This is a genomic window from Streptomyces sp. NPDC058985, from assembly GCF_042740985.1.
Taxonomy (GTDB): domain Bacteria; phylum Actinomycetota; class Actinomycetes; order Streptomycetales; family Streptomycetaceae; genus Streptomyces.
On the sequence record NZ_JBHYJX010000022.1, the window covers coordinates 1 to 23,868 of the forward strand.

The following is a 23,868-nucleotide window of genomic DNA, read 5'->3' on the forward strand; positions in this document are numbered from 1 at the left end:
CGCCGTGCCGGGCGTAGAGCCTCGTACTGGATGTACTTGGCTCTGCGCCCGGTGCGGCGAGAGTGCGTGCATGGCGTCGCGAGGCAGACGGGAATGGTCAGACAGGCCCTAGGGTCCCGCCATGACCGACGCCGCCTTCGTGACCACCACCCGGACCTTCTACGACGCCATCGCCGAGGACTACCACGCCCGCTTCCGCTCCGTTCTCGCGGATGCCCCGCTCGACCGCGCCCTCATGGCCGCCTTCGCCGAGCTGGTGGGGCCGGACGGGCAGGTGGCCGACCTCGGCTGCGGGCCCGGCCGGGTCACCGCTCACCTCGCCTCGCTGGGCCTGCGGGTCTTCGGCCTGGACCTGTCCGCGTCCATGCTCGCGATCGCGCGCCGCGAGAACCCGGGGCTGCGGTTCGAGCAGGGTTCGATGCTGGAGCTGGACCTGCCCGACGGCGCCCTCGCGGGGGCCGTCTCCTGGTACTCGTCGATCCACACCCCGGCCGAGCGGCTGCCGGACCTCTTCGGGGAGATCGCCCGCGTGCTGGCGCCGGGCGGGCATCTGCTGCTCGGCTTCCAGGTCGGCGACGAGCCGAGCCTCCTCGACCGCCCGTTCGGCCACCCCGTCGCCCTGGAGTTCGAGCGACGGCGGCCGGAGGCGATGGCCGAGCTGCTGGAGCGGGCCGGGTTCACCGTGCTGTCGCGGACGGTGCGTGTACAGGAGGCGGACACCTCCGCGCAGGTCCCGCAGGCCTGCCTGATCGCCCGCCGCCAGGGCCTGTCCGGCGGATCAGGTCGCAGGGAAATGTCGGCACATGATCAGCGCGGGTGAGCGGGGTCTGGTGCGTCCAGTTGCAAGGCGGAGGAGGGCGACAACGCGATGGGGGGTCCCCCGCGCGAGCAGAGCCGGGCGTGCGGGAGTTGGCAACCGACGACAACGCCGCAGACGGGCGCGCCAGACCCCGCGTGTGCGGCATGATCCGCCGGACAGGCCCTGGGGCGGACGCGCGGCCTACGTGTCGTACAGCCCCTCCACCGCGTCCGCGAAGTCCCGCATGATCACCTCTCGGCGCAGCTTCATCGAGGGGGTGAGGTGGCCCTCCCACTCCGTGAAGTCCCTCGGCAGGACGGCGAAGCGGCGGATGGACTCCGGGCGGGAGACCAGCTTGTTGGCCTCGTCGACCGCGCGCTGGAGGACCGCCAGGACCTCCTCGTCGTCGGTGAGCAGCTCCGGTGGCACCGGGTGCTTGCCGTTCATGCGGCGCCAGTGGGTGACACCGTCGGGGTCGAGGGTGAACAGGGCGGAGACGTAGGGGCGGCGGTCTCCCAGGACGATGCACTGGGAGATGAGGGGGTGGGAGCGCAGCCAGTTCTCCAGCGGGGCGGGGGCCACGCTCTTGCCGCCCGCGGTGATCAGCAGTTCCTTCTTGCGGCCGGTGATCGTCAGGTAGCCCTCGTCGTCCAGGCTGCCGATGTCGCCGGTGGCGAACCAGCCGTCGGGGGCGGCCGGGACGACACCGCCCGCCTGCGGCTCCCAGTAGCCGTGCAGGACCTGCTCGCCGGCGACGAGGATCTCGCCGTCGGCGGCGATGCGGATACGGGTGCCGGGCAGCGGCCAGCCGACCGTGCCGAGGCGCGGCTTGAGCGGGGGCGTGACGGTGGCCGCGGCGGTGGTCTCGGTGAGGCCGTAGCCCTCGAAGATCTCGATGCCGGCGCCGGCGTAGAAGGCGGCGAGGCGGCGGCCGAGCGGGGAGCCGCCGCAGATGGCGTACTTGACCTGGCCGCCCATGGCATTGCGGATCTTGCGGTAGACGAGGGGGTCGTAGAAGGCGCGGGCGGTCTTCAGGCCGCGGCCGGGGCCGCCGCCCGTGCCGGTCTGGTGGGCCTCCCGGGCCTCGCCGTAGCGCACGGCCACCGAGGCGGCGCGGTCGAAGGCGGAGGCCCGGCCGCCGGACTCGGCCTTGGCGCGGGCGCTGTTGTAGATCTTCTCCAGCATGTACGGGATGGTCAGCAGGCAGGTCGGACGGAAGGCGGCGAGGTCGGGGAGCAGGTCCTCCGGCTTCAGGCTCGGGGCGTGGCCGAGGCGGACCCGGGCGCGGACACAGGCGACGGCGACCATGCGGCCGAAGACGTGGGACATCGGCAGGAAGAGCAGGATCGAGGGCTCCTCGCCGGTCTCCGCCTTGAAGACGGGGTAGAGCAGCTCGATCGCGTTGTCCACCTCGGCGAAGAAGTTGCCGTGGGTGAGGACGCAGCCCTTGGGGCGGCCGGTGGTGCCGGAGGTGTAGATGAGGGTGGCGAGGGTGGTGGGACCCAGCATGCCGCGCCGTACCTCGACCTCCGCGTCCGGCACCCGCGCGCCCAGCTCCGCCAGCCGCTCCACGTGTCCCTTCTCCATGACCCACAGGTGCTGGAGGTCGGGGAAGCGGTCCAGCTCGGGGCCGAGGGCCGCGGCCTGCGCGGTGGTCTCGGTGACGAGGGTGACCGCGCCGGAGTCCTGGAGGATCCAGCGGGTCTGGAAGAGGGAGGAGGTCGGGTAGACGGGGACGGTGACCAGGCCGGCCGCCCACGCGGCGAAGTCCAGCAAGGTCCACTCGTACGTCGTCCGCGCCATGATCGCGATGCGGTCGCCCGGCATCAGACCCTCCGCGATCATGCCCTTGGCCACGGCGTGCACCTGGTCGGCGAAGTCCGCCGCCGTCACGTCGGACCAGTCGCCGTCCGCCGAGCGGCGGCTGAGGACCACCTGGCCGGGGACGGCCGCCGCGTTGTCGAAGGGCAGGTCGGCGAGGGACCCGCGGCGCACCGGCGGGGCGAACGGCGGTACGTAGGCCTCCCGTACGGCGCCGTCCAGCCGCCGCGTCTCGGGCGCCACCAGGGTGGGGCCGGGCGAGTCGGCGTAGGCGGCGGATGCGGCGAAGGAGGGAAGCGGGGTGGACACGGGCGGCTCCTGGGACGTGCAGCGGCGACACCGCTCTGCGGTCGGTGCTCTGCTGCATGACGTACGTGCCTCGCGCGCCGAGGCGTTCATCGCCGGTACCGGGCTGGCGGGGTTACCGGCGGTCAGTCTCGGGATCGTACGGGGCCCGCGTGGGGAGTTGGTGCGCGTTCGGGGATGGTCCGGCGCCGGGGGTGTGCAGTCTCGGGGGTTACCTGCGGGTAGGTCACGTTTGCCCGCGGGTGGGTCACGTGCGTTCCAGAATGGCCGTCACGCCCTGGCCGCCCGCCGCGCAGACCGAGATCAGTCCGCGCCCCGGGCCCTCCCGTTCGGCGAGCAGGGTGGCCAGGGTCGCCACGACGCGGGCGCCGGTCGCGGCGAAGGGGTGGCCGGTGGCGAGGGAGGAGCCGGCCGCGTTCAGCCGGGCCCGGTCGACCGGGGCGAGACCGCGCTTCTCCCAGGCCGCCAGCGTGGCCAGCACCTGGGACGCGAACGCCTCGTGGATCTCGACGAGGTCGAAGTCCTCGATGCCCAGCCCCGCGCGCTCCAGCATGCGCGGGACCGCGTACGCCGGGGCCATCAGCAGCCCGTCCTCGCCGCCCGCCGCGTCACCGCCGACGAAGTCCACGGCCGCCGTCTCGTACGCCGTCAGATACGCCAGCGGTTCGAGGCCCCGGGCCTCGGCCCACTCCTCGCTCGCCAGCAGGACGGTGGCCGCGCCGTCGGTCAGGGGCGTGGAGTTGCCCGCCGTCATGGTCGGTTCGGCGCCGGAGAGCCCGAACACCGGCTTCAGCGCCGCCAGTTTCTCCACCGTCGAGCCCGGGCGCAGGTTCTGGTCGCGGGCCAGGCCGCGGAAGGGGACCACGAGGTCCCGGAACAGGCCGCGTTCGTAGGCGGCCGCCAGCCGCTGGTGGCTGGTCGCGGCCAGTTCGTCCTGGGCCTCGCGGGCGATGCCCCAGACCCGGGCGGTGACCGCGGCGTGCTCGCCCATCGACAGGCCGGTGCGGGGTTCGGCGTTGCGCGGGATGTCGGGGACCAGGTGGCCGGGGCGGATCCTCGCCAGCGCCTTCGCCCGGCCGACGGGGGACTTCGCGCGGCGGGCCTCCAACAGGATGCGGCGCAGGCGGTCGTTGACGCCGAGCGGGGCGTCGCTCGCCGTGTCCGCGCCGCCCGCGACCGCCGACTCGGTCTGCCCGAGAGCGATCTTGTTGGCGGCGGCGATCACCGCCTGGAGCCCGGTGCCGCAGGCCTGCTGGATGTCGTACGCCGGGGTGCGCGGGTCGAGCGCCGAGCCGAGGACCGTCTCGCGGGCCAGGTTGAAGTCGCGGCTGTGCTTGAGGACCGCGCCGGCCACGAACTCGCCGACGGCGCCGGGCTCCTGGAGGCCGTAGCGGACGGCCAGGCCGTCGAGGGCCGCGGTGAGCATCTCCTGGTTGGACGCGGTGGCGTAGGGCCCGTCGGAGCGGGCGAAGGGGACGCGGGCGCCGCCGATGACCGCGACGCGGCGCGGGGGCTGCGCTGCCAGAGGGCTCATCTCGACCTGCTCCTCACCCGTGACGTAGGCTTACCTTCGGTAACCTTACTCCAGAGTAAGCACAAGTGGGTATGACCACGTGGGTATGACCGAGGGCTTGGGGAGACAGGACATGGCCGACCGCTATCTCAGCTTCACCGGCACCGCGCCAGGCCGCTTCCTCACCCGGCGACTGGGGCTGCCGCAACCCGCCGCGCTGGAACGCGGCGCGTTCTCCGGCGGCCTGCTGCACCTCACCGCCGGCAAGACCGTCCTCGACCTCGCGCCCGTCCTCGCCCGCACCGGCCTCGGCCCGGACGACACCGGCCGCCCCGCCGCCGTCGTCCTCGACGCCACCGGAGTCCGGGACGTCGACGCGCTCGCCGAGGTGCACGCCGCGCTGCACCCCGTCGTACGGTCCGTCGCGACGAGCGGACGGGTGGTGGTGCTCGGCACGCCGCCCGACCCGGCCGACCACCACCAGGCCGCCGTCCAGCAGGCGTTGGAGGGCTTCACCCGCTCGCTCGGCAAGGAGATCGGGCGGGGCAGGACGGTCAACCTCGTCCGGCTCGCGGACGCCGCCCACGCCGACGCCGGCGCCGGCGCCGCCGAGTCCACCCTCCGCTTCCTCCTCTCCCCCGCCTCCGCCTACGTCAGCGGGCAGGTCGTCGAGGTCGGCGGTGCGGGCGGGGCCGGCGCCCCGGGCACGGACGGCATCACCGCCCCGGACGACTGGGAACTGCCGCTGGCCGGGCGCACCGCGCTCGTCACCGGCGCCGCCCGCGGCATCGGCGCCGCCGTCGCCCGGACCCTGGCCGGACAGGGCGCCCAGGTCGTCGTCCTCGACGTACCGCAGGCCGAGGACGAGGCACGCCGGGCCGCGGAACGCCTCGGCGGTACCGCCCTCCCGCTCGACATCACGGCCGGCGACGCGGGCGAGCGCATCGCCGCCGCGGTGCCCGGCGGCATCGACGTCCTCGTCCACAACGCCGGCATCACCCGTGACCGGCGTCTGGCCAACATGCCCGCCGACCGCTGGGGTTCCGTCCTCGACGTCAACCTCGCGAGCGTCCTGCGCACCACGGACGCGCTGCTCGCCGCGGGCGCGGTCAACCGGGGCGGGCGGATCGTGGCGACGGCCTCCATCGCCGGGATCGCGGGCAACGCGGGCCAGACCAACTACGGCGCGAGCAAGGCGGGGATCGTGGGCCTGGTCCGCTCGCTCGCGCCGCGCGCGCTGGCCGGGCACGGGGTGACGGTGAACGCGGTGGCGCCCGGGTTCATCGAGACGAGGATGACCGCCGCCGTCCCGCTCTTCATCCGCGAGGCGGGCCGGCGCATGAACTCCCTCGCCCAGGGCGGCCTGCCGGCCGACGTCGCCGAGACCACCGCCTGGCTCGCCCACCCGGCCTCCGGCGCGGTCAACGGCCAGGTCGTCCGGGTCTGCGGCCAGAGCCTGCTGGGGGCGTGATGACCACCGCGAACCCCACGACCACCACCCTGACCGGGCCGCCCGCCCTCGGGCCGCTGCTCGCCCGCGGTGCCCTGCTGTCGCCCCTCAAGCGGCCCCGCCCGGAGGCGGACTTCCCCCTCACCCGGCTGGTCCTGCCCGGCCTGCGCGTGGACCTGGCGCGGCTGGCGGCGTACGAGCGGGTGTGCGGCTTTCCCACCGGGGCGGACGCGCTTCCGGTGACGTACCCGCACGTCCTGGGCTTCCCGCTCGCCATGCGCCTGATGAGCGGCCGGGACTTCCCGCTCCCGCTGCTCGGGCTCGTCCACACGTCGATCGCCGTCACCCGGTACGCCGCCATGCCCGCGACCGCCGCGTACGAACTCACCACGTACATCGAGGGCCTGGCACCGCACCGCCGCGGCACCGAGGCCACGGTGGCGACGGAGGTCCGGGCCGACGGGGAGGTGGTGTGGGAGTCACGCAGCACGTACCTGGCCCGGCACGGGAGCGCGAGGGCCTCCGGCCGGGAACACGGGTCGCCCCTGCCGCCCTCCGGCCCGGAACACGATTCGCCCACGCCGCCCTCCGGCCCGGAACACGATTCGCCCACGCCGCCCTCCGGCCCGAACCACGGGTCGCCCCTGTCGGCCTCCGCCCCCACGAACGCTCCCCGCCCCGCGCCTCTCCCCGCCCACCGCGAGTGGCGCCTCGCCGGTGACGTCGGACGGCGCTACGGTGCCGCCTCCGGGGACCGCAACCCCATCCACCTCCATCCCCTCACCGCCCGCCTCTTCGGCTTCCCCCGGGCCATCGCCCACGGCATGTGGACCGTGGCCCGCTGTCTCGCCGAGCACGGGACACCGGACGCGGCGGTGGTGCGGGCGGAGTTCCGGGCGCCCGTGCTGCTGCCGGGGACGGTGACGTACGGGGCCGGGGGCGGCCGGTTCGAGCTGCGCGGCGACTCCGGGCGACGGCTGCACCTGTCCGGCGAGGCGGGGCCCTACCCGGCGGCCTGAGCCAGCGGCTCCGGTCCGGCGTCCTCGGGCTCGGACCAGGGGCGGCCCGCCATCAGGTCGCCCAGGCCCGCCCAGGCGAAGTTCATCAGGGTCGCCGCCGCCTGCCTCGCGGTGACGCCCTCGGTGCCACCCGCCCAGTCGGCCAGCGACTCGGCGGCACCGACCAGCGCCTCGGCGAGCCCGGCGACCTCGCCGTCGGGCAGATGCGGATCGCGGTGCGCGTCCCGCGCCGCCGCCGCGATGAGCTGCGTCACGAACGCGACGATCTCCTCGCGCATCGCCGCCACCTCGGCCGCGAACCGCTCACCGTGGGTACGGGCGTGCAGGTGCAGCACCCGCCACGCGTCCGGATACCGCGCGGTGTGCGTGAAGAACGCCCGCAGCCCCGACCACAGTTGCCCGTCGGCGGACAGCCCCGGACGCACACCGGCCCGGACCGCCTCGGTGAGCGCGCGGGCCTCGCGCCGGATACAGGTGGTGAACAGGTCGTCCTTCGAGTTCAGGTACAGGTACACCAGCGGCTTGGAGACACCCGCCAGTTCGGCGATCTCGTCCATCGACGCCGCCATGTACCCGCGCTGTCCGAAGACGCGCACGGCGGCGTCCAGCATCTGCTGCTCACGCACCGCACGCGGCATCCGCTTGGTCTTCCCGGCACCCATGCGCATCAGCGTACGGTCCGCGCGGCGGTGATCAGGACGTCACCGCCCACACGCTCCACGCCGGCCGCTCGCACGGCACGACAGGACGCCCCGCGCCGGAGGCCGGCGCGGGGCGTCTTTCTGTCGGGTCGGCCCGTGCTCAGGCGGCGGCCGGGACCGGCTCCGGTGCCTGCTTCTCGCGCTCCGGCTCGTCGATCGGCGAGGCGTGCGCGTCGTCGTACGCCTCGCGGTCGAGGATGCCCTCGCGGGCCGAGACGATGACCGGGATCAGCGCTTGTCCGGCGACGTTGGTCGCGGTGCGCATCATGTCCAGGATCGGGTCGATGGCGAGGAGCAGGCCGACGCCCTCCATGGGCAGGCCCAGGGTGGAGAGGGTCAGGGTCAGCATGACCGTGGCGCCGGTGAGGCCCGCCGTGGCGGCGGAGCCGACGACCGAGACGAAGGCGATCAGCAGGTAGTCGCCGATGCCGAGCTGGATGTCGAAGATCTGCGCGACGAAGATCGCGGCGATCGCCGGGTAGATCGCGGCGCAGCCGTCCATCTTGGTGGTCGCACCGAACGGCACGGCGAAGGACGCGTACTCCTTCGGGACGCCGAGGCGCTCGGTGACCTTCTGGGTCAGCGGCATGGTGCCGACCGAGGAGCGGGAGACGAAGGCCAGCTGGATCGCGGGCCAGGCGCCCTTGAAGAACTGGACCGGGCTGGCCTTGGCGACGGTGGCGAGCAGCGTCGGGTAGACCACGAACATCACGATGGCGCAGCCGACGTAGATGTCGGCGGTGAAGGTGGCGTACTTGCCGATCAGGTCCCAGCCGTAGGTGGCGATGGCGTTGCCGATGAGGCCGACGGTGCCGAGCGGGGCGAGGCGGATGACCCACCACAGGGCCTTCTGGAGGAGTGCGAGGATCGACTCGCTCAGGTTCAGGATCGGCTGGGCCTTCTCGCCGAGCTGGAGGGCGGCGATGCCGGCGACGGCGGCCATGAAGACGATCTGCAGGACGTTCAGCTCGGTGAACGGCGTGATGACGTCGGTGGGCACGATGCCGGTCAGGAAGTCGATCCAGGACCCGGTGTTCTCGGGCTTGGCGCCGTCGGCCGGGGTGAGTCCGGTGCCGGCACCCGGGTTGGTGACCAGGCCGATGACGAGACCGATGGCCACCGCGATCAGCGAGGTGATCATGAACCAGAGGAGGGTGCGGGACGCCAGGCGGGCCGCGTTGTTGACCTTCCGCAGGTTGGTGATCGACACCAGGATCGCGAAGAAGACGAGCGGTGCGACGGCCAGCTTCAGCAGGCCGATGAAGGTGTCACCGACCTTCTCCAGGGTGGTGACCAGCCAGGATATGTCCTGGTTGCGGGCCAGCCAGCCCAGCAGGACGCCGAGCACGAGGCCGGCGAGTATCTGGGCCCAGAAGGGCACCTTGAAGTACTTCGTGACCGAGGACACCGAAGACTTTGAAGTCTCTGAAGACACGGACATGCTCCGTAGGGGGACGGGACGCGGGGACGGACGCGCTGGACTGACGTGGAGAACGACGGATGAGGGGGGAACGTCAGGGGCGACAGTTCGCGGACGCGCACCGACAGAGGTCCACGTGCAGGCGCGCCACGAGCCCGAGGCTCGGTGGGGTGGCGGGCGCGGCTGCTTGCTTCATGCACACGACTTTAACACCCATGCTTTGGGACACTCAAAGCCTGTCTTTGAGAGGCTGGAGTCCACTATCGCCCGCAAAACGCAAAGCGCCCCGGTTTCCTGCGAATCAGGAGACCGGGGCGTGCGTGGTGTTGCGCGTGGTGTGACGGACGTTACGAGGTCTGCTCCCGCGTCCGCGCCTGCGCCCGTGCGGAGTCGTCGGCGAGGTCCTCCTGGCCGCGATTGGCCTCCAGGTTGGCCTTCATGCGGTCCACCCGGCCGACGACCTGTACGGAGGCGCGGTCCCGCTCCTTGCGCAGCGCGACGTAGCTGATGGGGGCGGAGATCAGCAGGGCGAGCAGGATGACCCACATGCCGTTGGAGTCACCGAGGCCGCGCGGGAGCGCGCCGGCGTAGACGAGGCCCCAGACGACCACGAGGCAGGCCACGAAGATCCCGAGCCGCATCAGCGTGTACCGGAGCATCTCAATCCACTCTTCCGTTTCTGGCACAAAGAGGCACCGTCCAGTGAAGCATGCCGGGGCGCGGGTCCCACAAGGGGGTGGAGTCAGGCCAGCGGCAGGAGGAGGAAGATGTCGTCGCGGTCGTCGCCCGGGGCCACCCGGATCGCGCCGGGCACCCGGCCGACCTCCTTGTAGCCGCAGGACTCGTAGAACCGCTCCAGGCCGAGGCCGCCCCGGCAGGTGAGGCGTATCGCCTCGATGCCGTCGACGGTGCGGGCCGCGTCCGCGGCGGCGGTCATCAGGTCCCGGCCGTAGCCGCGGCCCTGGTGGCGCGGGTGGACCATCACCGTGTAGAGCCACAGCCAGTGGCCCATCAGCCGGTGCGTGTTCAGGGCGAGGAACGCGGTGGCGGCCACCTGCCCCTCCGCGTCGTGTCCGACGAGGAGGCGGGTGCGGCCCTCGGCCATGCCGGTCAGGTGCTTCAGCAGTTCGGGACGGATGTCCTCCCGCGTCACCGGCGGCACGAAGCCCACGGAGCCGCCGGCGTTGGTGACGTCGGTCCACAGGTCGAGTACGCCGTCGCGGAGGTCGGGGGTGACGGGCGGATCGAAGGCGAAGGTAAGGGACACGGGGCCATGGTAACCATTACCGGCAGGTGCGGGCTGAGTGTGGTTGCTCGCGCAGTTCCCCGCGCCCCTTGAGGGACATGCACTGGACGCCCCTGAAAGGGGCGCGGGGAACTGCGCGACCAGCCCCCACTCACCCGCAGCCGGAGAACAACCGGAGAGTCACACCCGCATCGGCTGCGGCGACTCCCGACGCCCCGCGTCGGGCCCCTCGTACTCCCGGAGGACTTCGTACCGCGTGTTCCGCTCCACCGGCCGGAACCCCGCGTCGCGGATCAGGTCGAGCAGATCCTCCCGCGTCAGTTTGTTCGGCGTGCCGAAGTCGTCCGCGTCGTGGGTGATCTTGTACTCGACCACCGAGCCGTCCATGTCGTCCGCGCCGTGCTGGAGGGCCAGCTGGGCCGTCTGGACGCCGTGCATGACCCAGAAGACCTTGACGTGCGGGACGTTGTCGAAGAGGAGGCGCGAGACGGCGAAGGTCTTGAGGGCCTCCGCGCCGGTCGCCATCTGCGTGCGCGCCTGGAGCCGGTTGCGGACCTTGCCGTCCTTCATGTCCACGAAGTCGTGCTGGTAGCGCAGCGGGATGAAGACCTGGAAGCCGCCGGTCTCGTCCTGGAGTTCGCGCAGGCGCAGCACGTGGTCCACGCGGTGGCGCGGTTCCTCGATGTGGCCGTAGAGCATGGTGCACGGGGTCTTCAGACCCTTCTCGTGCGCCAGGCGGTGGATGCGCGACCAGTCCTCCCAGTGGGTGCGGTGGTCGACGATGTGCTGCCGCACCTCCCAGTCGAAGATCTCCGCGCCACCGCCGGTCAGGGACTCCAGACCGGCGTCGATCAGCTCGTCGAGGATGTCGGAGGCGGACATCCCGGAGATGGTCTCGAAGTGGTGGATCTCGGTGGCGGTGAACGCCTTGAGCGAGACGTCCGGCAGCGCGGCCTTCAACTCCCGCAGGGAGCGCGGGTAGTAGCGCCACGGCAGGTTCGGGTGCAGGCCGTTGACGATGTGCAGCTCGGTGAGGTTCTCGCCCTCCATCGCCTTGGCGAGCTTCACCGCCTCCTCGATGCGCATCGTGTACGCGTCCTTCTCCCCCGGCTTGCGCTGGAAGGAGCAGTACGCGCAGGAGGCGGTGCACACGTTGGTCATGTTGAGGTGGCGGTTGACGTTGAAGTGGACGACGTCGCCGTTCTTCCGCGTCCGCACCTCGTGCGCGAGGCCGCCGAGCCAGGCGAGATCGTCCGACTCGTACAGCGCGATGCCGTCCTCGCGGGTCAGCCGCTCCCCGGAGCGGACCTTCTGCTCCAGCTCCCGCTTGAGCCCGGCGTCCATGCGATACCTCTTTCTGAGAAGAACTCGTCAACCGTACGCCCCCCGGTGCCGGGCCTCGGTGTCCGACCGGGTCGTCAGACCTCTTCGGGCAGCTCGCCCACCCGGTTCTCCCACTTCGTGGAGAGCACGACGGTGGTGCGGGTGCGGGAGACGCCCTTGGTGCCCGAGAGGCGGCGGATGATGCTCTCCAGACCGTCCACGTCGGTGGCCCGCACCTTGAGCATGTAGGAGTCGTCGCCGGCGATGAACCAGCAGTCCTCGATCTCGCTCAGGTCCTTCAGCCGCTGCGCCACGTCCTCGTGGTCGGCGGCGTCGGAGAGCGAGATGCCGATCAGGGCGATGACGCCGAGACCGAGCGAGGCGGAGTCCACCGTCGCCCGGTAGCCGGTGATGACGCCGGCCGCCTCCAGCCGGTTGATGCGGTCGGTGACGCTGGGTCCCGACAGTCCGACGAGGCGCCCCAGCTCCGCGTAGGAGGCCCGGCCGTTCTCCCTCAGGGCCTGGATGAGCTGCCTGTCCACCGCGTCCATGCGATCGATGCCTTCCACTGAAGAGTTCTGAAGATGTGGCTAACCAACGTGTGGGGGGAGGTGGTGCTCAGGTGGTGGGGCGGGCCCCGCCGAGGTCGCCGCGCCAGCGGCGGTAGAGGTCGTGCGGGACGCCCGCCGCGTCGAGGACGCGTCCGGCGACGAAGTCCACGAGGTCCTGGATGTGCGTCGCCCCGGCGTAGAAGGCGGGCGAGGCGGGCACCACGCTCGCGCCCGCGTCGTCCAGGGTCACCAGGTGCCGCAGGGTCCGGCCGTCCAGTGGGGTCTCGCGCACGGCCACGACCAGCCTGCGGCGCTCCTTGAGGGTCACGCTCGCGGTGCGCTGGAGCAGATCCTTGGACAGCCCGAGCGCGACACCGGCCACGCAGGCCGTCGACGCGGGCACGATCAGCATGCCCTTCGTCGGGTACGACCCCGAGGACGGCCCGGCCGCGAGGTCACCCGCGCTCCAGTGCCGTACGCCGGAGACGTCCACGTCGAAGGTGCCGGGCTTGCCGTCGGCTCCGCGGGCCAGCCATTCGCGCAGGTCGTGCTGCCAGTGGGCGTCGCGGAAGGAGATGCCGGTCTCGTCGAGCAGGGTGAGCCGCGAGGCCCGGCTGACCACCAGGTCGACACTCTCGCCGACGGCGAGCAGCGCGCGCAGCACGGCGGCGGCGTAGGGGGTGCCGGATGCTCCGGAGACCCCCACGATCCAAGGCACGCGCTGCGTCTGTCCTGGGTTCATGATGTCGAGCCTAGTCGCAGGCTCAGGGTTTTCAGACCGTGAGGCCCCGCACCAGCAGATCAAGCAGGGCGCACACGAAGAGGGCGATGCCGATGAATCCGTTGACGCTGAAGAACGCCCTGTTGAGGCGGGTCAGGTCGGTGGGCCGGACGATGGTGTGCTCGTAGACGAAGGCGCCCGCGACGATCAGCAGGCCGAGCCAGAAGAGAACGCCGGCGTCGGTGGCGAGGGCGTACCAGACGAACAGCGCGGTGGTCACCGTGTGGCAGGCGCGGGCGCCCCAGATCGCCGCCGGGACGCCGAAGCGGGCCGGGACCGACTTCACGCCGACCTCGCGGTCCGTCTCGACGTCCTGGCAGGCGTAGATCAGGTCGAAGCCGCCGATCCAGATGCCGACCGCGAGACCGAGGATCACCGCGTCCCAGGACCAGCTGCCGGTGACGGCGAGCCAGCCGCCGATCGGGCCCATCGCCTGGGCGAGGCCGAGGATGGCCTGCGGGAAGTTCGTGAACCGCTTGCCGTACGGGTAGACCACCATCGGGATCACCGCGACGGGGGCGAGCGCGAGGCAGAGCGGGTTGAGCAGGGCCGCCGCGCCCAGGAAGACGGCCAGCGCGATCAGCGCGCCGGTCCAGGCGTGCCGGACCGACATCGCGCCGGTGACCAGCTCGCGGTGGGCGGTGCGCGGGTTGCGGGCGTCGATCTCGCGGTCGATGATCCGGTTGACCGCCATCGCGAAGGTGCGCAGGCCGACCATGGCGACGGTGACCAGGAGCAGACGGCCCCAGTGGATGTTCTCGTCCCACTCGTACATCGCGGTCAGCGCGGCGATGTAGGCGAAGGGCAGGGCGAAGACCGAGTGCTCGATCATCACCAGGCGCAGGAACGCCTTGGTGCGCCCCGGCTGATGCGGCAGCGCGGCGGATGCCGACGTCACAGTCCGTACTCCTTCCAGCGGCGGTCGACCTTCGCCGCCGTATCCGGGTCGGACAGCACCATGTCCGGCCAGCCCCCGTCGCGCGTGTAGCCCTCCTCGGGCAGCTTCCGCGTCGCGTCGATGCCCGCCTTGCCGCCCCAGAACTGCTGGTAGGAGGCGTGGTCGAGGTGGTCGACCGGGCCCTCCACGACGGTCAGGTCGCGTCCGTAGTCGGTGTTGCCGAGCGCGCGCCAGGCGACCTCGTGCAGGTCGTGGACGTCGCAGTCGGAGTCCACGACCACGATCAGCTTGGTCAGGGACATCATGTGGGCGCCCCAGATGGCGTGCATGACCTTCTGGGCGTGCTTGGGATACTTCTTGTCGATCGAGACGATCGCGCAGTTGTGGAAGCCGCCGGCCTCGGGGAGGTGGTAGTCCACGATGTCCGGGACGATGATCTTGAGGAGCGGGAGGAAGAAGCGTTCCGTCGCCCGTCCCAGCGGTCCGTCCTCCGTCGGCGGGCGGCCGACCACGATCGACTGGAGGAGCGGGCGCTTCCGCATCGTCACGCAGTCGATCTTGAGGGCGGGGAAGGGCTCCTGCGGGGTGTAGAAGCCGGTGTGGTCGCCGAAGGGGCCCTCGGGGAGCATCTCGCCGGGCTCCAGCCAGCCCTCGATGACGACCTCGGCCTGCGCGGGGACCTGGAGCGGGACCGTCTTGCAGTCGACCATCTCGACCCGCTTGCCCTGCAGGAACCCGGCGAACAGGTACTCGTCGATGTCGCCGGGGAGCGGGGCGGTGGAGGCGTAGGTCACGGCGGGCGGGCAGCCGAAGGCGATGGCGACCGGCAGGCGCTCGCCGCGCCGGGCGGCCACCTGGTAGTGGTTCCGGCTGTCCTTGTGGATCTGCCAGTGCATGCCGATGGTGCGCTTGTCGTGGCGCTGGAGCCGGTACAGGCCCAGGTTCCGGATGCCCGTCTCCGGGTCCTTGGTGTGGGTGAGGCCCAGGTTGAAGAAGGAGCCGCCGTCGTCCGGCCAGGTGAAGAGGGCGGGGAGCCGGTCGAGGTCGACGTCGTCGCCGGTGAGGACGGTCTCCTGGACGGGCGCGCTGCCCGGCTTCACCTTCTTCGGCGGCACGTGCGTCATCGTGCCGAGCTTCCCGAACGCCTCGCGCATCCCGACGAAGCCCTGCGGCAGCTCGGGACGGAGCAGGCCGCCGATCTTGTCGGAGATGTCGGAGTACGACTTGAGCCCGAGGGCCTTGAGCAGGCGGCGGTCGGTGCCGAAGACGTTCATCGCGAGGGGCATGTCGGAGCCCTTCACGTTCTCGAAGAGGAGGGCGGGGCCGCCGGCCTTGTTCACCCGGTCGACGATCTCCCCGACTTCCAGGTACGGGTCCACCTCGGCCTTGATGCGCTTGAGGTCGCCCTCGCGCTCCAGCGCCCTGAGCAGGGAGCGAAGATCGTCGTAAGCCATGCCGTCCAGTATCCCCGAGCCGCTACCCTGGCCCTGTACCTGGGGGCCGTCACGCGTCCCCACCCCCCCGCTTCCGCTGGAGACGCCCATGCTCCGGGTGCTGATGTTCCTCGTGCCACTGGCCCTGAGCGTCTACGCGTTCATCGACTGCATCAGCACGAAGGACGCCGACATCCGCCACATGCCCAAGCCGCTGTGGGCGATCCTGGTGCTGGTGTTCCCGCTGGTCGGGTCCATCTCCTGGATCATCGCCGGCAAGAAGCGGCAGCCGGCGGGTGCGGCGCCCTGGGCGGGCGGCGGCCGCCGGCGGCAGTGGGTCGCGCCGGACGACAATCCCGACTTCCTGAAGTCGCTGGGCAAGGACGACCAGAAGAACCCGGACGGGGACGCGGACGCGGACGGGAACGGGAACGGCGGCAAGGACCGGGACGCCGACAAGGACCGGGACGCCGACAAGGACGACCGGCCGGACGGGGAGCGCGGCGGGAAGTAACCCGTCACGCCCGGTGCGTCAGGTCCGCGCCCAGCGCTGCGAGGGGGAGCCGTCACAGGCCTCGGTGACGACGCCCGAACCGCTGAACCCGCTGAGGTCCAGGCAGCCGCCGGTCCCGACGTTCCTGATCGATCCGTTCGACCTCAGCTGCCACTGCTTGTCCGTACCGGAGATGCACCTGAACGACTGGACCTGGTGACCGAGGGCTCCCGCGTCCAGGCATTCGCCGTTCTCGCCGTTGACGATCTGGTAGGTGCCGCCCGACAGCGCGGTGAAGGACCAGGTGGCGCCGGCGCCGGAACATCTGCCGTCGTAGGGGCTGTTGCCCACGCCGTGGGTCACGCACTTGCCGTTCTCGGCGTTCTTGAGCATGACGGGCCCGGACGGCGCCCCGCCACCCCCTTCCGAACCGCCACCGCCACCCTCGTTGCCGCCGCCACCGTCGCCGTCGCCACCACCGTCGCCGTCACCGGCGTTGCCGGAGGAGCCACCGGAGGACGAGGCACCCCCGGAGGAGCCGTCCGAGCCGGTACCGCCGCCGGCCCCACCACCGGCCCCACCGTCCGCGGAGCCGGGCACCGCATCCCTCCCGCTCTCCTCACCCTTCGCGTCGCCGTCGTCGGCGTTCTCCTTGTCACTGCCCTTGGGACCGCCGGTGGCCGTCGGCCGCCCCGACGGCGTTCCGGACGGGCGTGGGCTCTCCGTGCCGGACGCACCGCCGGCACCCTCGGAGGCGGAGGCCTGCCCGGAGGCGGAGGGCATCGCGTCCGCGCCCGCGTCCGGCCTGTCGATGACGGAGGGCAGCAGGGTGATGCCGAGCGTCGTCCCCGTCACGACGACCGGGACCACGAGCGCCAGTACCTTCGTACGCCGTCGCCGCTCGCGCCTCTCCGGCTTTCCACCGGGGACCACTGGGAGAGACGGCTCGGCGGGACCGGCCGACGGTTCGGTCTCCTCCCGCGGGCCGGGCAGGTCCCCGGGGTCCGGGACGGTGGCCGCGAACGCCGCCCGCTCGGCCAGCGGGCCGCTCACCGCCCCGGGCCACAGCGGCGCGGTGAACGGACCGTGCCGCTCCGCGGTCTCCGCCAGCTCGGCGGCGGTCGGCCGGCCCTCATGGTCCTTGTCGAGGCAGGCCGCGACGACGTCGGCGAGTCCGGGGTCCAGCTCGCGCAGCGGCTGGAGGTCGGGTTCCTCGTGCACGATGCGGTAGAGCACGGCGTGCCCGGACTCGTCGCCGAAGGGCGGCCGGCCCGAGGCCGCGTAAGCGATCACCGAGCCCAGCGCGAACACGTCCACGATCCCGCTCGACGCCCGTTTCCCGGAGGCCTGTTCGGGCGACATGTAGGCGGGCGTGCCCACCACCATGCCGGTCCTGGTCAGCTGGCTCTGGTCGGCGGCGCGGGCGACACCGAAGTCGATGAGGGTGAGGCCGTCGAGGGTCAGCATCACGTTGGACGGCTTCAGGTCGCGGTGGACCATGTCCAGGTCGTGTACCGCCGCCAGTGCCGTGGCGGCCTCCCGGAGTATCAGCCACAGCGCCGCCGGAGGCAGGGGCCCGTGCAGGTCGACGGCCTCGCGCAGGGTGATGCCGGGCACGTAGGCGGTGGCGAACCACGGCGGCCGGGCGTCCCGGTCACCCGCGAGCAGCGGCGCGGTGGCCCCGGCGGGCAACCGGGCGAGGTTGTCCAGCTCGTGCCCGAAGCGGCGCAGGAACTCCTTGTCCTCGCCGACGACCGAGGTCAGGACCTGCTTGACGGCCGCGTACCGGCCCTCGTGTACGCCCAGGTAGACGCGGCCCATGCCGCCCGCCCCGAGCCGGCCCAGCAGCGGGACCGGTCCGATGCGGCGCGGGTCGTCGTCCTCCAACGGCTCGGCGCCACTGCCCGTGAGGGCGCCTCCGGCTTCCCCGCTCAACTCTCCCCCGCCCGTCCACCGACTCACTGCGAGCTACATCTTTAGCATGGCGACCCCAACTCCCGCTTTGCCGAACGATGGTGAGAACGCATCAGTCCTGTCACACGATTCACCCACCCACAGCCGGCTCAGCGCGAGAACACGGCGAACTTCTCGACGGCGGCGGGGCTGACCGGGGTGAAGAGGTTGACCAGGTTGCCGTCCGGGTCGCGGAGCAGGAGCGCGCGGTTGCCCCAGGGCATCGTGGTGGGTTCCTTGACGAACTCGGTGACGAAGCCGGTCAGATTCCGGTGCACGGCGTCCACGTCGTCGACGAGGAACTCGATGATCACGCTCCGGTTGTCCGCCGGGTGGGCGGAGCCGGGGGCGAAGAGCGGGACGGTACGGGTGCTGCCGATCGCGAGGGTGCCGGAGGCGGTGCGCAGTTCGGCGAAGTCCTTGGTGGACCAGTCGGCGCGTACGCCGGTGACGCGCTCGTAGAAGCCGACGAGGCGGGCGACGTCGTGCGTGATGACGCGGAGAGAGACGAGGTTCATGGGGGCCTCCTGGCCGATCGTTGCTTGCGGCTCGCTGCTTGCGGCTCGCTGCTCGGGTCCTCACGCTAGGGGCAATACCGGTCACAATCCGGCCGGTATCGGCGGCACACTTGCGGGCATGTCCCGTCCCGTGTCGCGCGTACTCACCCTGCTCGAACTCCTCCAGGCCGGCGGCGTCCGGACCGTCGCCGACCTCGCCGAACGGCTGGGCGTCGCCGAGCGCACGGTGCGCCGGTACGTCGACCACCTCATCGACCTCGACGTTCCCGTGGAGTCCGTCCGCGGCCGCCACGGCGGCTACCGGCTCGCCCCCGGCCACCGCATGCCGCCGCTCATGCTGACGGACGACGAGGCTCTGGCCGTACTGCTGGGCCTGGTCTCCGGGCGGCGGACCGGGCTCACCGCGGCGGCGGACACGGCGGGCGAGACGGCGTCGGCGAAGATCCGGCGGGTGCTGCCGGATCGTCTGCGCCGCCGCCTGGACGCCGTACTGGACTCCGTCGCCTTCACGGCCCCGCCGGCCGAGTCGGCCGCCCCGGAGACCGCGGTCCTGCTCCCGGTCGCCGACGCGGTACGCCATCACCGGCCGGTGGCGATCCGGTACACCGGCGGCCGGGGCGGGGACGGCGAACGCACGCTCTACCCGTACGGGCTCGTCGCGCACGCCGGCCGGTGGTACGTGACCGGACGGGACCTCTCGGTCGGTGCCGACCGGACGTTCCGGCTGGACCGCGTCGCCGGGGTGCGGATCCTGCCCGGCTCCTTCGAACCGCCGGCCGGCCCCGACCCGGCGGAGCGGGTCCTGACGGCACTGGCCACCGCCCCCTACCGGCACGCGGTGACGGTGTGGGTCCGGGGGACGGCCGAGGAGATCCGCACCCGGTTGCCGGGCAGTGTGGCGATCGTGGGGGCGGAGGCGCGGGGAACCGGCGGGGTGAGCGACGGGGCCGCTGCCGAGGCGGCCCGTTCGGGGTCGGAGCCGGAGACCTGGTCGCGGGTCGAGATGCGGGTCGAGCGACTCGACTGGCTGCCCGGTGTGCTCGCCTCGCTGGACCGCCCGTTCGCCGTCGAGCGGCCGGAGGAACTGGGGGATCTCGTCGCGGACTTCGCGGACCGGCTCCTGGACTCGGCCCGGCGCACACCGCCCCACGGCTGAGGATCGCCGCCCGCCCCGGCACAGCCAGGTCGTGGCGAGCCGGACGGTGACGGCCGCGGTGGCGAGCAGCGCGAGGTTGAGGGCGACCTCGCGGTCCCGGAGCCGCGGGTGCACCCCGGTCGCGCCGATCTGGAGGACCACGAAGCCGACCGCCGCGGCCGGGGCGAGCCAGGGCGCGACGCCGGTCAGCGGAGGGAGCACCAGTCCGGCCGCGCCGAGCAGTTCGGCCAGTCCGACGGCCCGGACGACCGGCATCGGCACGCTGTCGGCCCAGGCCATCATCGGCCGGAGACCGTCCTGGTCCCGGTTCCCCGGGCGAAATCGACGCGCCTGACCCGTCCCCCCGTTGTCCTGACGACCGCGGACCCGCGGCCCGCCCGCTCCCCTCCTGGATCCGGGCGGACGCGCGCGTCCGACGTGGGACAGTCTGTGCCAGGAGGACGTAGAATTGGAAGTGTTTTCTAGAAACTGATTCTAGAAACATATCGAGAACGAGCCCCGGCACGGACGACGAGAACGGCCTGACCATGAGCCCCAAGCAGCACCGCGGTGAGGTCACCTCCGACCGCCTTCTGGACGCCGCGCTGCGCCTCTACACGGAGTCGGGCGAACAGGGCGTCACCGTCACCGCCGTCACCCGGACCAGCGGCGTCAGCCTCGGCAGCCTGTACCACCACTTCGGCAGCCTGGACGGCCTGCTCACGGCCCTCACGGAACGCTGGACGGGCAGGCTGATGGGGCAGTTGGCCACCGCGCTGATCGCCACGGAGGGCGCACGGGCCGGGATCCGGGCGGTGGTGGAGGCGTACCTCGCCTTCGTCCGCGACCACCCGGGCGCGGCCCTGCTCCTCCACTCCCCCTACGCCGACGAGCGCATGATGCCGAGGGCCCGGGAGACGATGGAGGCGCAGGCACCGGCCGTGTCGGCGTTCGCCGCGTGGGCCCAGCCGCACATCGCCTCCGGTGAACTGGCCCCGCTGCCCCAGCCCGTGCTGGAGTCCCTGGTCCTGGGCCCGGTCGTGGCCGTCGCCCGCCGCCACGTCGCCGGCATCCGGGACCTGGACCTGGAGGAGGCGGCGCGGGTACTGCCGGACCGGATCTGGCGCTCGATCAGCGCGGGCGGAGAGTAGACGCGGCGGCTTGTCCCCTGCCCCCCTGCCGCCTGTCCCCCGGGGGAGCTACACGCAGGTGTCCACCGCAGGGTGACGATCGCGGACGGCCGCGTCCATAGAGTCTTCACCAGTCGCCGAGCACGACAGGCCGAACCGAGGCCGACGGAGACCGACCGAGGCCGACGAAGGCCGACGGCGAAAACCCCCACTCACACGCTGCCCTACCCCCACCATGCCTGCTGGAGGCCCCCATGTTCCGCACCCTTGCCAAGGCCACCGCCGCCATCGCCGTGGTCTGCACCGTCGCCGGTGCGGGACTCGTCCTCGACGAGGAGTACGCCAAGGCCACCACCGGCACCGCGTCCGAGGCGGCCTCGCAGGGAGCCACCTTCACCGGCACGAAGAAGCTCCGCGTCGACGGCCACACGGTCAGCGTCTCCTGCTCCGGCAAGGCCGACGACACGGACCAGCCCTTGGTGATGCTGATGGCAGGCGGCGGCGAGGGCCTGGACAACATGGCTCCCCTCCAGAAGACGGTGAGCAGGACGCACCGCGTCTGCTCCTACGACCGCCTCGGCGAGGGCGCCAGCGACAAGCCCGCCCCAGGCACCCTGCAGACCATGGACGACACCGGCAGGCTCCTCACCAAGGTCCTCGACCGCCTCGCCGGCGACCGCCCCGTCGTCCTGGCCGGCCACTCCCTCGGCGGCTACATCGCCGCCCGCTACACCCCTCACCACACCGACCGCGTCAAGGGCCTCGTCCTCCTCGACGCCACCATCCCCCACCTCACCCGCGACATGAACCGCACCATCCCCGCCGACGCCACCGGCATCCCCGCACAGGTCCGCGCCGGCGCCCTCGCCGTCAACGAGGGCCAGAACCCGGAGCAGTTCGTCATCGCCGACGGCAGGGTCCGCTCCGCGGGCCGCATCCCCGTCGAGATCCTCAAGCACGAGTCCCAGTACGCCGAGGTTCCCCAGTACGGCCCCGCCCTGGAGCGCATGTGGACCAAGGGCCAGCACGAATGGCGCGCCCTCTCCACCCACAGCCGCCTCACCACCGCCGAGGGAGCCGGCCACTACATCCACACGGACCGCCCCGACCTCGCTCTCAAGGCCGTCGAGAACGTCACCCGCCAGGCGGCCCACCAGCACTGACCCTCCGGACCGGCCCCGGGCCGTGGCCTCCCCTGCCACGGCCCGGGGTCTTCGGCGTGGGGTCAGTCGTCCTCGAAGACCGCCTCGGCGCTGGGTGCGGTGACGGCGCGGGTGAGCCAGTGGCGGAGGATGTCGGGGTCAGCGCACTCGGAGCATGGGCCAGAAGCGTGTCCGGACGCATTCGTGCCGGCCGTGCGGTCGCCCAAAGGGCTACAGCCTGCACCCCTGGAGAGAACGGTATTCCGGGCTGTCCCCGTACCGGCACATGCGCGGCTGGGAACATTCGGTAGCCAGGTACGCGGGCGGGATCGGCTGGCGCTGCCTGGTGTGCGGCGACGAATGGTCCCTGTGGGTCCGGCTGGGCGGCCTGTTGCGCCACTGGGTGCCCGCATGCGACGCGGAGTCGGGAAAGCAGTACAACTGGGGACCGGGCGGCTCCTGGTGGTATGCCGGATACCGTGCCGAAGCCGATGCAGCCGCCACCCGGTGCGCCCACACGCGGATCAGGAAGGTGCGGGATTCCGGTCGGCGGGGACGGCGTTCGGCGGCGGCCACGTGCTGCTCCACCGGTGCCGCCGCTGCGGCCGGGTCGTCGGCTGGGAACCGATCGGAGAATAGGCGTACCCCCGTTCGAAAGGCCATCCGTTCCGTTGAACCGTGGCGACACGGCGGGTGTGCGGTCGTAAAAGCGGCATTCCCTTGGTCGGGTCTGTTACATCTGCGAACGGAGACCCCTCGTGCGAATGACCGACATCCACCGCTGCGAGATCCGGCCCGGGCGCCTCGTCGAGTGGACGCTCAGTCCCAGGACGCTCGACATCGCGGCGGCGCTGCCCGAGGACGCGCGACCACCCGCCTATATCCAGGAGTCGCACATCCGCACGGCCCGATCGGTGCGCGAGGACGGGCTGTTCGTGCCGACCTGGCTCGGCGCGGCCTTCGACATCCCCGGCCCGGTCGACCTCGACGTGCTCCAGGAGGCGCTGCGCACCTGGACCCTGCGGCACGAGACCCTGCGCAGCGGCTTCCGGTGGGGCGGCGAGAACGGTGACGACATGCGGCGGTTCACCCTCGACGCCGACTCCGTGTCCCTGCACCGCGAGGACGTCGGCGACTTCCCGGACGCGACCGCCCTCGCCCGCCACCTCCAGGACCGCTTCGACCGGGTCGCGGACGCGCTGCGCTGGCCCAACCTCATCTACACGGCGGTCGTCCGCGAGGACGGCGTCAGCGTCTACATGGCCTTCGACCACAGCAACGTCGACGCGTACTCCATCTACCGGATCCCCGCCGAGGTGGGCGAGTTGTACGCGGCCGGCGTCGCGGGCCGGAGCGTGCCGCGGCCCCGCGTCGGCTCCTACGTCGACTTCTGCGAGGCCGAGCGGGCCGACGCGGACCGGATCGACGGCAGCCACGACATCGTCGCCCGTTGGCGGGAGTTCATCCAGCGGTGCGACGGGCGGCTGCCGTCCTTCCCCGTCGACCTCGGGGTCGAGCCGGGCGGCACGCTGCCCGAACAGCACATGCTGCGCGAGCCGTTGGTGGACGCGGACGACGCCGCCGCCTTCGAGGCGTACTGCCGCCCGTACGGCGGCAGCCTGGTCGGCGTCCTCGCCGCGACCGCGCTGATCGTCCACGAGATCGGCGGCGAGCCCGTCTACCGCACCGTCGTCCCCTTCCACACCCGGTCCCGCTCCCAGTGGTCGGAGTCCGTGGGCTGGTACGTGGGCGGCGCCCCGATCGAGGTCCCGGTGGCGGGGGCGCACGACTTCCCGAGCGCCCTGCGCACCGTACGCGCCGAACTCCAGGCCAACCGGCGGCTGTCCCGCATGCCGATCGACCGGGTGCTGCGCCTGCTCGGCACGGACTTCCGGCCGACCTCGCCCGACCTGTACTCGATCGTCTCGTACGTCGACGCCCGCGACGTCCCCGGTGCCGGCCACTGGCCGGACCAGTCGGCGTACGCCCTGCTCCGGGTCTCGTACGGCGACCAGGTGTGCGCGTGGGTCACCCGGCTCCCCGAGGGCCTCTGGTTCGCCAGCCGCTACCCGGACACCGACGTGGCGCACAAGAACCTGCGGCTGTACGTCGAGCGCCTGCGGGACGTCGTCAGGGGCGTGGCCCGCTCCGGCCCGGTACCGAGGGCCCCCAGCCGCGGGTGAGGGAAACCCTCCCCGCGCGCAGGCGTACGTCGGCGGCGGCCGCGCGCACGCCT

The 23,868-nt window shown here is 72.3% G+C and carries 22 protein-coding genes and 1 pseudogene; 8 read left to right on the forward strand and 15 right to left on the reverse strand.

The features are described from left to right. Positions 1-121: 121 nt before the first annotated feature. Complete coding sequence (locus tag ACFW01_RS20300) at positions 122-820, forward strand: class I SAM-dependent DNA methyltransferase (RefSeq protein ID WP_384505213.1); 699 nt, start codon at positions 122-124, stop codon at positions 818-820. 180 nt (positions 821-1,000) lie between these two features. Here the strand turns inward: ACFW01_RS20300 and ACFW01_RS20305 are convergent, their stop codons facing one another. Then, positions 1,001-2,929 carry an AMP-dependent synthetase/ligase gene (locus ACFW01_RS20305; RefSeq protein WP_234958089.1) on the reverse strand — a complete coding sequence of 643 codons (1,929 nt, stop codon included), beginning with the start codon at positions 2,927-2,929 and terminating at the stop codon, positions 1,001-1,003. A gap of 244 nt (positions 2,930-3,173) precedes the next feature. Beyond that, positions 3,174-4,460: an acetyl-CoA C-acetyltransferase gene (locus ACFW01_RS20310; protein ID WP_384505216.1), complete on the reverse strand. Its 1,287-nt coding sequence runs from the start codon at positions 4,458-4,460 to the stop codon at positions 3,174-3,176. Between the two features lie 112 nt (positions 4,461-4,572). Between ACFW01_RS20310 and ACFW01_RS20315 the strand changes: the two genes are divergently transcribed. Both ACFW01_RS20315 and ACFW01_RS20320 read left to right on the forward strand, forming a co-directional pair. Next, positions 4,573-5,910, forward strand: coding sequence for a 3-oxoacyl-ACP reductase (locus ACFW01_RS20315; protein WP_384505219.1), 1,338 nt, complete (start codon positions 4,573-4,575; stop codon positions 5,908-5,910). Then, on the forward strand, positions 5,910-6,908 hold the full coding sequence (locus ACFW01_RS20320; RefSeq protein WP_384505222.1) for a MaoC family dehydratase: 999 nt from the start codon (positions 5,910-5,912) through the stop codon (positions 6,906-6,908). The genes ACFW01_RS20315 and ACFW01_RS20320 overlap by 1 nt, the downstream gene beginning before the upstream one ends. Here the strand turns inward: ACFW01_RS20320 and ACFW01_RS20325 are convergent. From ACFW01_RS20325 to ACFW01_RS20370, 10 genes are all read right to left on the reverse strand, one after another. Continuing rightward, positions 6,893-7,570: a TetR/AcrR family transcriptional regulator gene (locus ACFW01_RS20325; protein WP_384505225.1), complete on the reverse strand. Its 678-nt coding sequence runs from the start codon at positions 7,568-7,570 to the stop codon at positions 6,893-6,895. The genes ACFW01_RS20320 and ACFW01_RS20325 overlap by 16 nt on opposite strands. 139 nt (positions 7,571-7,709) lie before the next feature. Next, positions 7,710-9,050 (reverse strand): dicarboxylate/amino acid:cation symporter, encoded by a 1,341-nt coding sequence (locus tag ACFW01_RS20330; RefSeq protein ID WP_384505227.1) that lies wholly within the window; start codon positions 9,048-9,050, stop codon positions 7,710-7,712. A gap of 73 nt (positions 9,051-9,123) precedes the next feature. Then, positions 9,124-9,225 (reverse strand): putative leader peptide, encoded by a 102-nt coding sequence (locus tag ACFW01_RS20335; RefSeq protein ID WP_312023977.1) that lies wholly within the window; start codon positions 9,223-9,225, stop codon positions 9,124-9,126. Between the two features lie 151 nt (positions 9,226-9,376). Further along, positions 9,377-9,688 (reverse strand): DUF4229 domain-containing protein, encoded by a 312-nt coding sequence (locus tag ACFW01_RS20340; RefSeq protein WP_122615617.1) that lies wholly within the window; start codon positions 9,686-9,688, stop codon positions 9,377-9,379. An 83-nt stretch (positions 9,689-9,771) separates the two neighbouring features. Beyond that, on the reverse strand, positions 9,772-10,296 hold the full coding sequence (locus tag ACFW01_RS20345) for a GNAT family N-acetyltransferase (protein ID WP_161331362.1): 525 nt from the start codon (positions 10,294-10,296) through the stop codon (positions 9,772-9,774). Positions 10,297-10,455: 159 nt separating this feature from the next. Beyond that, entirely contained in the window at positions 10,456-11,619 is a 1,164-nt protein-coding gene (gene mqnE, locus ACFW01_RS20350) for an aminofutalosine synthase MqnE (RefSeq protein ID WP_234958095.1), read from the reverse strand. Positions 11,620-11,693: 74 nt separating this feature from the next. Continuing rightward, positions 11,694-12,149, reverse strand: a complete 456-nt coding sequence (locus ACFW01_RS20355) for an Lrp/AsnC family transcriptional regulator (protein ID WP_234958192.1) — start codon at positions 12,147-12,149, stop codon at positions 11,694-11,696. 67 nt (positions 12,150-12,216) lie between these two features. Beyond that, a complete protein-coding gene (locus ACFW01_RS20360) occupies positions 12,217-12,867 on the reverse strand; it encodes a UbiX family flavin prenyltransferase (RefSeq protein ID WP_384505386.1) in 651 nt (216 codons plus the stop codon). 55 nt (positions 12,868-12,922) lie between these two features. Beyond that, entirely contained in the window at positions 12,923-13,828 is a 906-nt protein-coding gene (gene mqnP / locus ACFW01_RS20365; RefSeq protein WP_384505233.1) for a menaquinone biosynthesis prenyltransferase MqnP, read from the reverse strand. Then, a complete protein-coding gene (locus tag ACFW01_RS20370) occupies positions 13,825-15,282 on the reverse strand; it encodes a menaquinone biosynthesis decarboxylase (RefSeq protein ID WP_234958097.1) in 1,458 nt (485 codons plus the stop codon). The genes mqnP and ACFW01_RS20370 overlap by 4 nt, the downstream gene beginning before the upstream one ends. An 88-nt stretch (positions 15,283-15,370) precedes the next feature. Between ACFW01_RS20370 and ACFW01_RS20375 the strand changes: the two genes are divergently transcribed. Then, entirely contained in the window at positions 15,371-15,775 is a 405-nt protein-coding gene (locus tag ACFW01_RS20375; RefSeq protein ID WP_234958098.1) for a PLD nuclease N-terminal domain-containing protein, read from the forward strand. A gap of 18 nt (positions 15,776-15,793) precedes the next feature. On the opposite strand, the gene ACFW01_RS20380 is transcribed toward ACFW01_RS20375, so the two are convergent. Both ACFW01_RS20380 and ACFW01_RS20385 read right to left on the reverse strand, forming a co-directional pair. After that, positions 15,794-17,689, reverse strand: coding sequence for an RICIN domain-containing protein (locus ACFW01_RS20380; protein ID WP_384505238.1), 1,896 nt, complete (start codon positions 17,687-17,689; stop codon positions 15,794-15,796). A gap of 128 nt (positions 17,690-17,817) precedes the next feature. Continuing rightward, on the reverse strand, positions 17,818-18,225 hold the full coding sequence (locus tag ACFW01_RS20385; protein ID WP_384505241.1) for a VOC family protein: 408 nt from the start codon (positions 18,223-18,225) through the stop codon (positions 17,818-17,820). Positions 18,226-18,343: 118 nt separating this feature from the next. Here ACFW01_RS20385 and ACFW01_RS20390 point away from each other — a divergent pair, with 118 nt between their 5' ends. Then, positions 18,344-19,381, forward strand: a complete 1,038-nt coding sequence (locus ACFW01_RS20390; protein WP_384505244.1) for a helix-turn-helix transcriptional regulator — start codon at positions 18,344-18,346, stop codon at positions 19,379-19,381. Positions 19,382-19,411: 30 nt separating this feature from the next. Here ACFW01_RS20390 and ACFW01_RS20395 read toward each other — a convergent pair. After that, positions 19,412-19,687, reverse strand: a pseudogene (locus ACFW01_RS20395) (DoxX family protein); the annotation flags it as partial. A 221-nt stretch (positions 19,688-19,908) separates the two neighbouring features. On the opposite strand from ACFW01_RS20395, the gene ACFW01_RS20400 reads away from it, so the two are divergent. From ACFW01_RS20400 to ACFW01_RS20410, 3 genes are all read left to right on the forward strand, one after another. Further along, on the forward strand, positions 19,909-20,511 hold the full coding sequence (locus tag ACFW01_RS20400) for a TetR/AcrR family transcriptional regulator (RefSeq protein WP_234958102.1): 603 nt from the start codon (positions 19,909-19,911) through the stop codon (positions 20,509-20,511). A 233-nt stretch (positions 20,512-20,744) separates the two neighbouring features. Beyond that, complete coding sequence (locus tag ACFW01_RS20405; protein WP_384505247.1) at positions 20,745-21,653, forward strand: alpha/beta fold hydrolase; 909 nt, start codon at positions 20,745-20,747, stop codon at positions 21,651-21,653. A 737-nt stretch (positions 21,654-22,390) separates the two neighbouring features. Then, on the forward strand, positions 22,391-23,815 hold the full coding sequence (locus tag ACFW01_RS20410) for a condensation domain-containing protein (RefSeq protein WP_384505250.1): 1,425 nt from the start codon (positions 22,391-22,393) through the stop codon (positions 23,813-23,815). Positions 23,816-23,868: the final 53 nt, after the last annotated feature.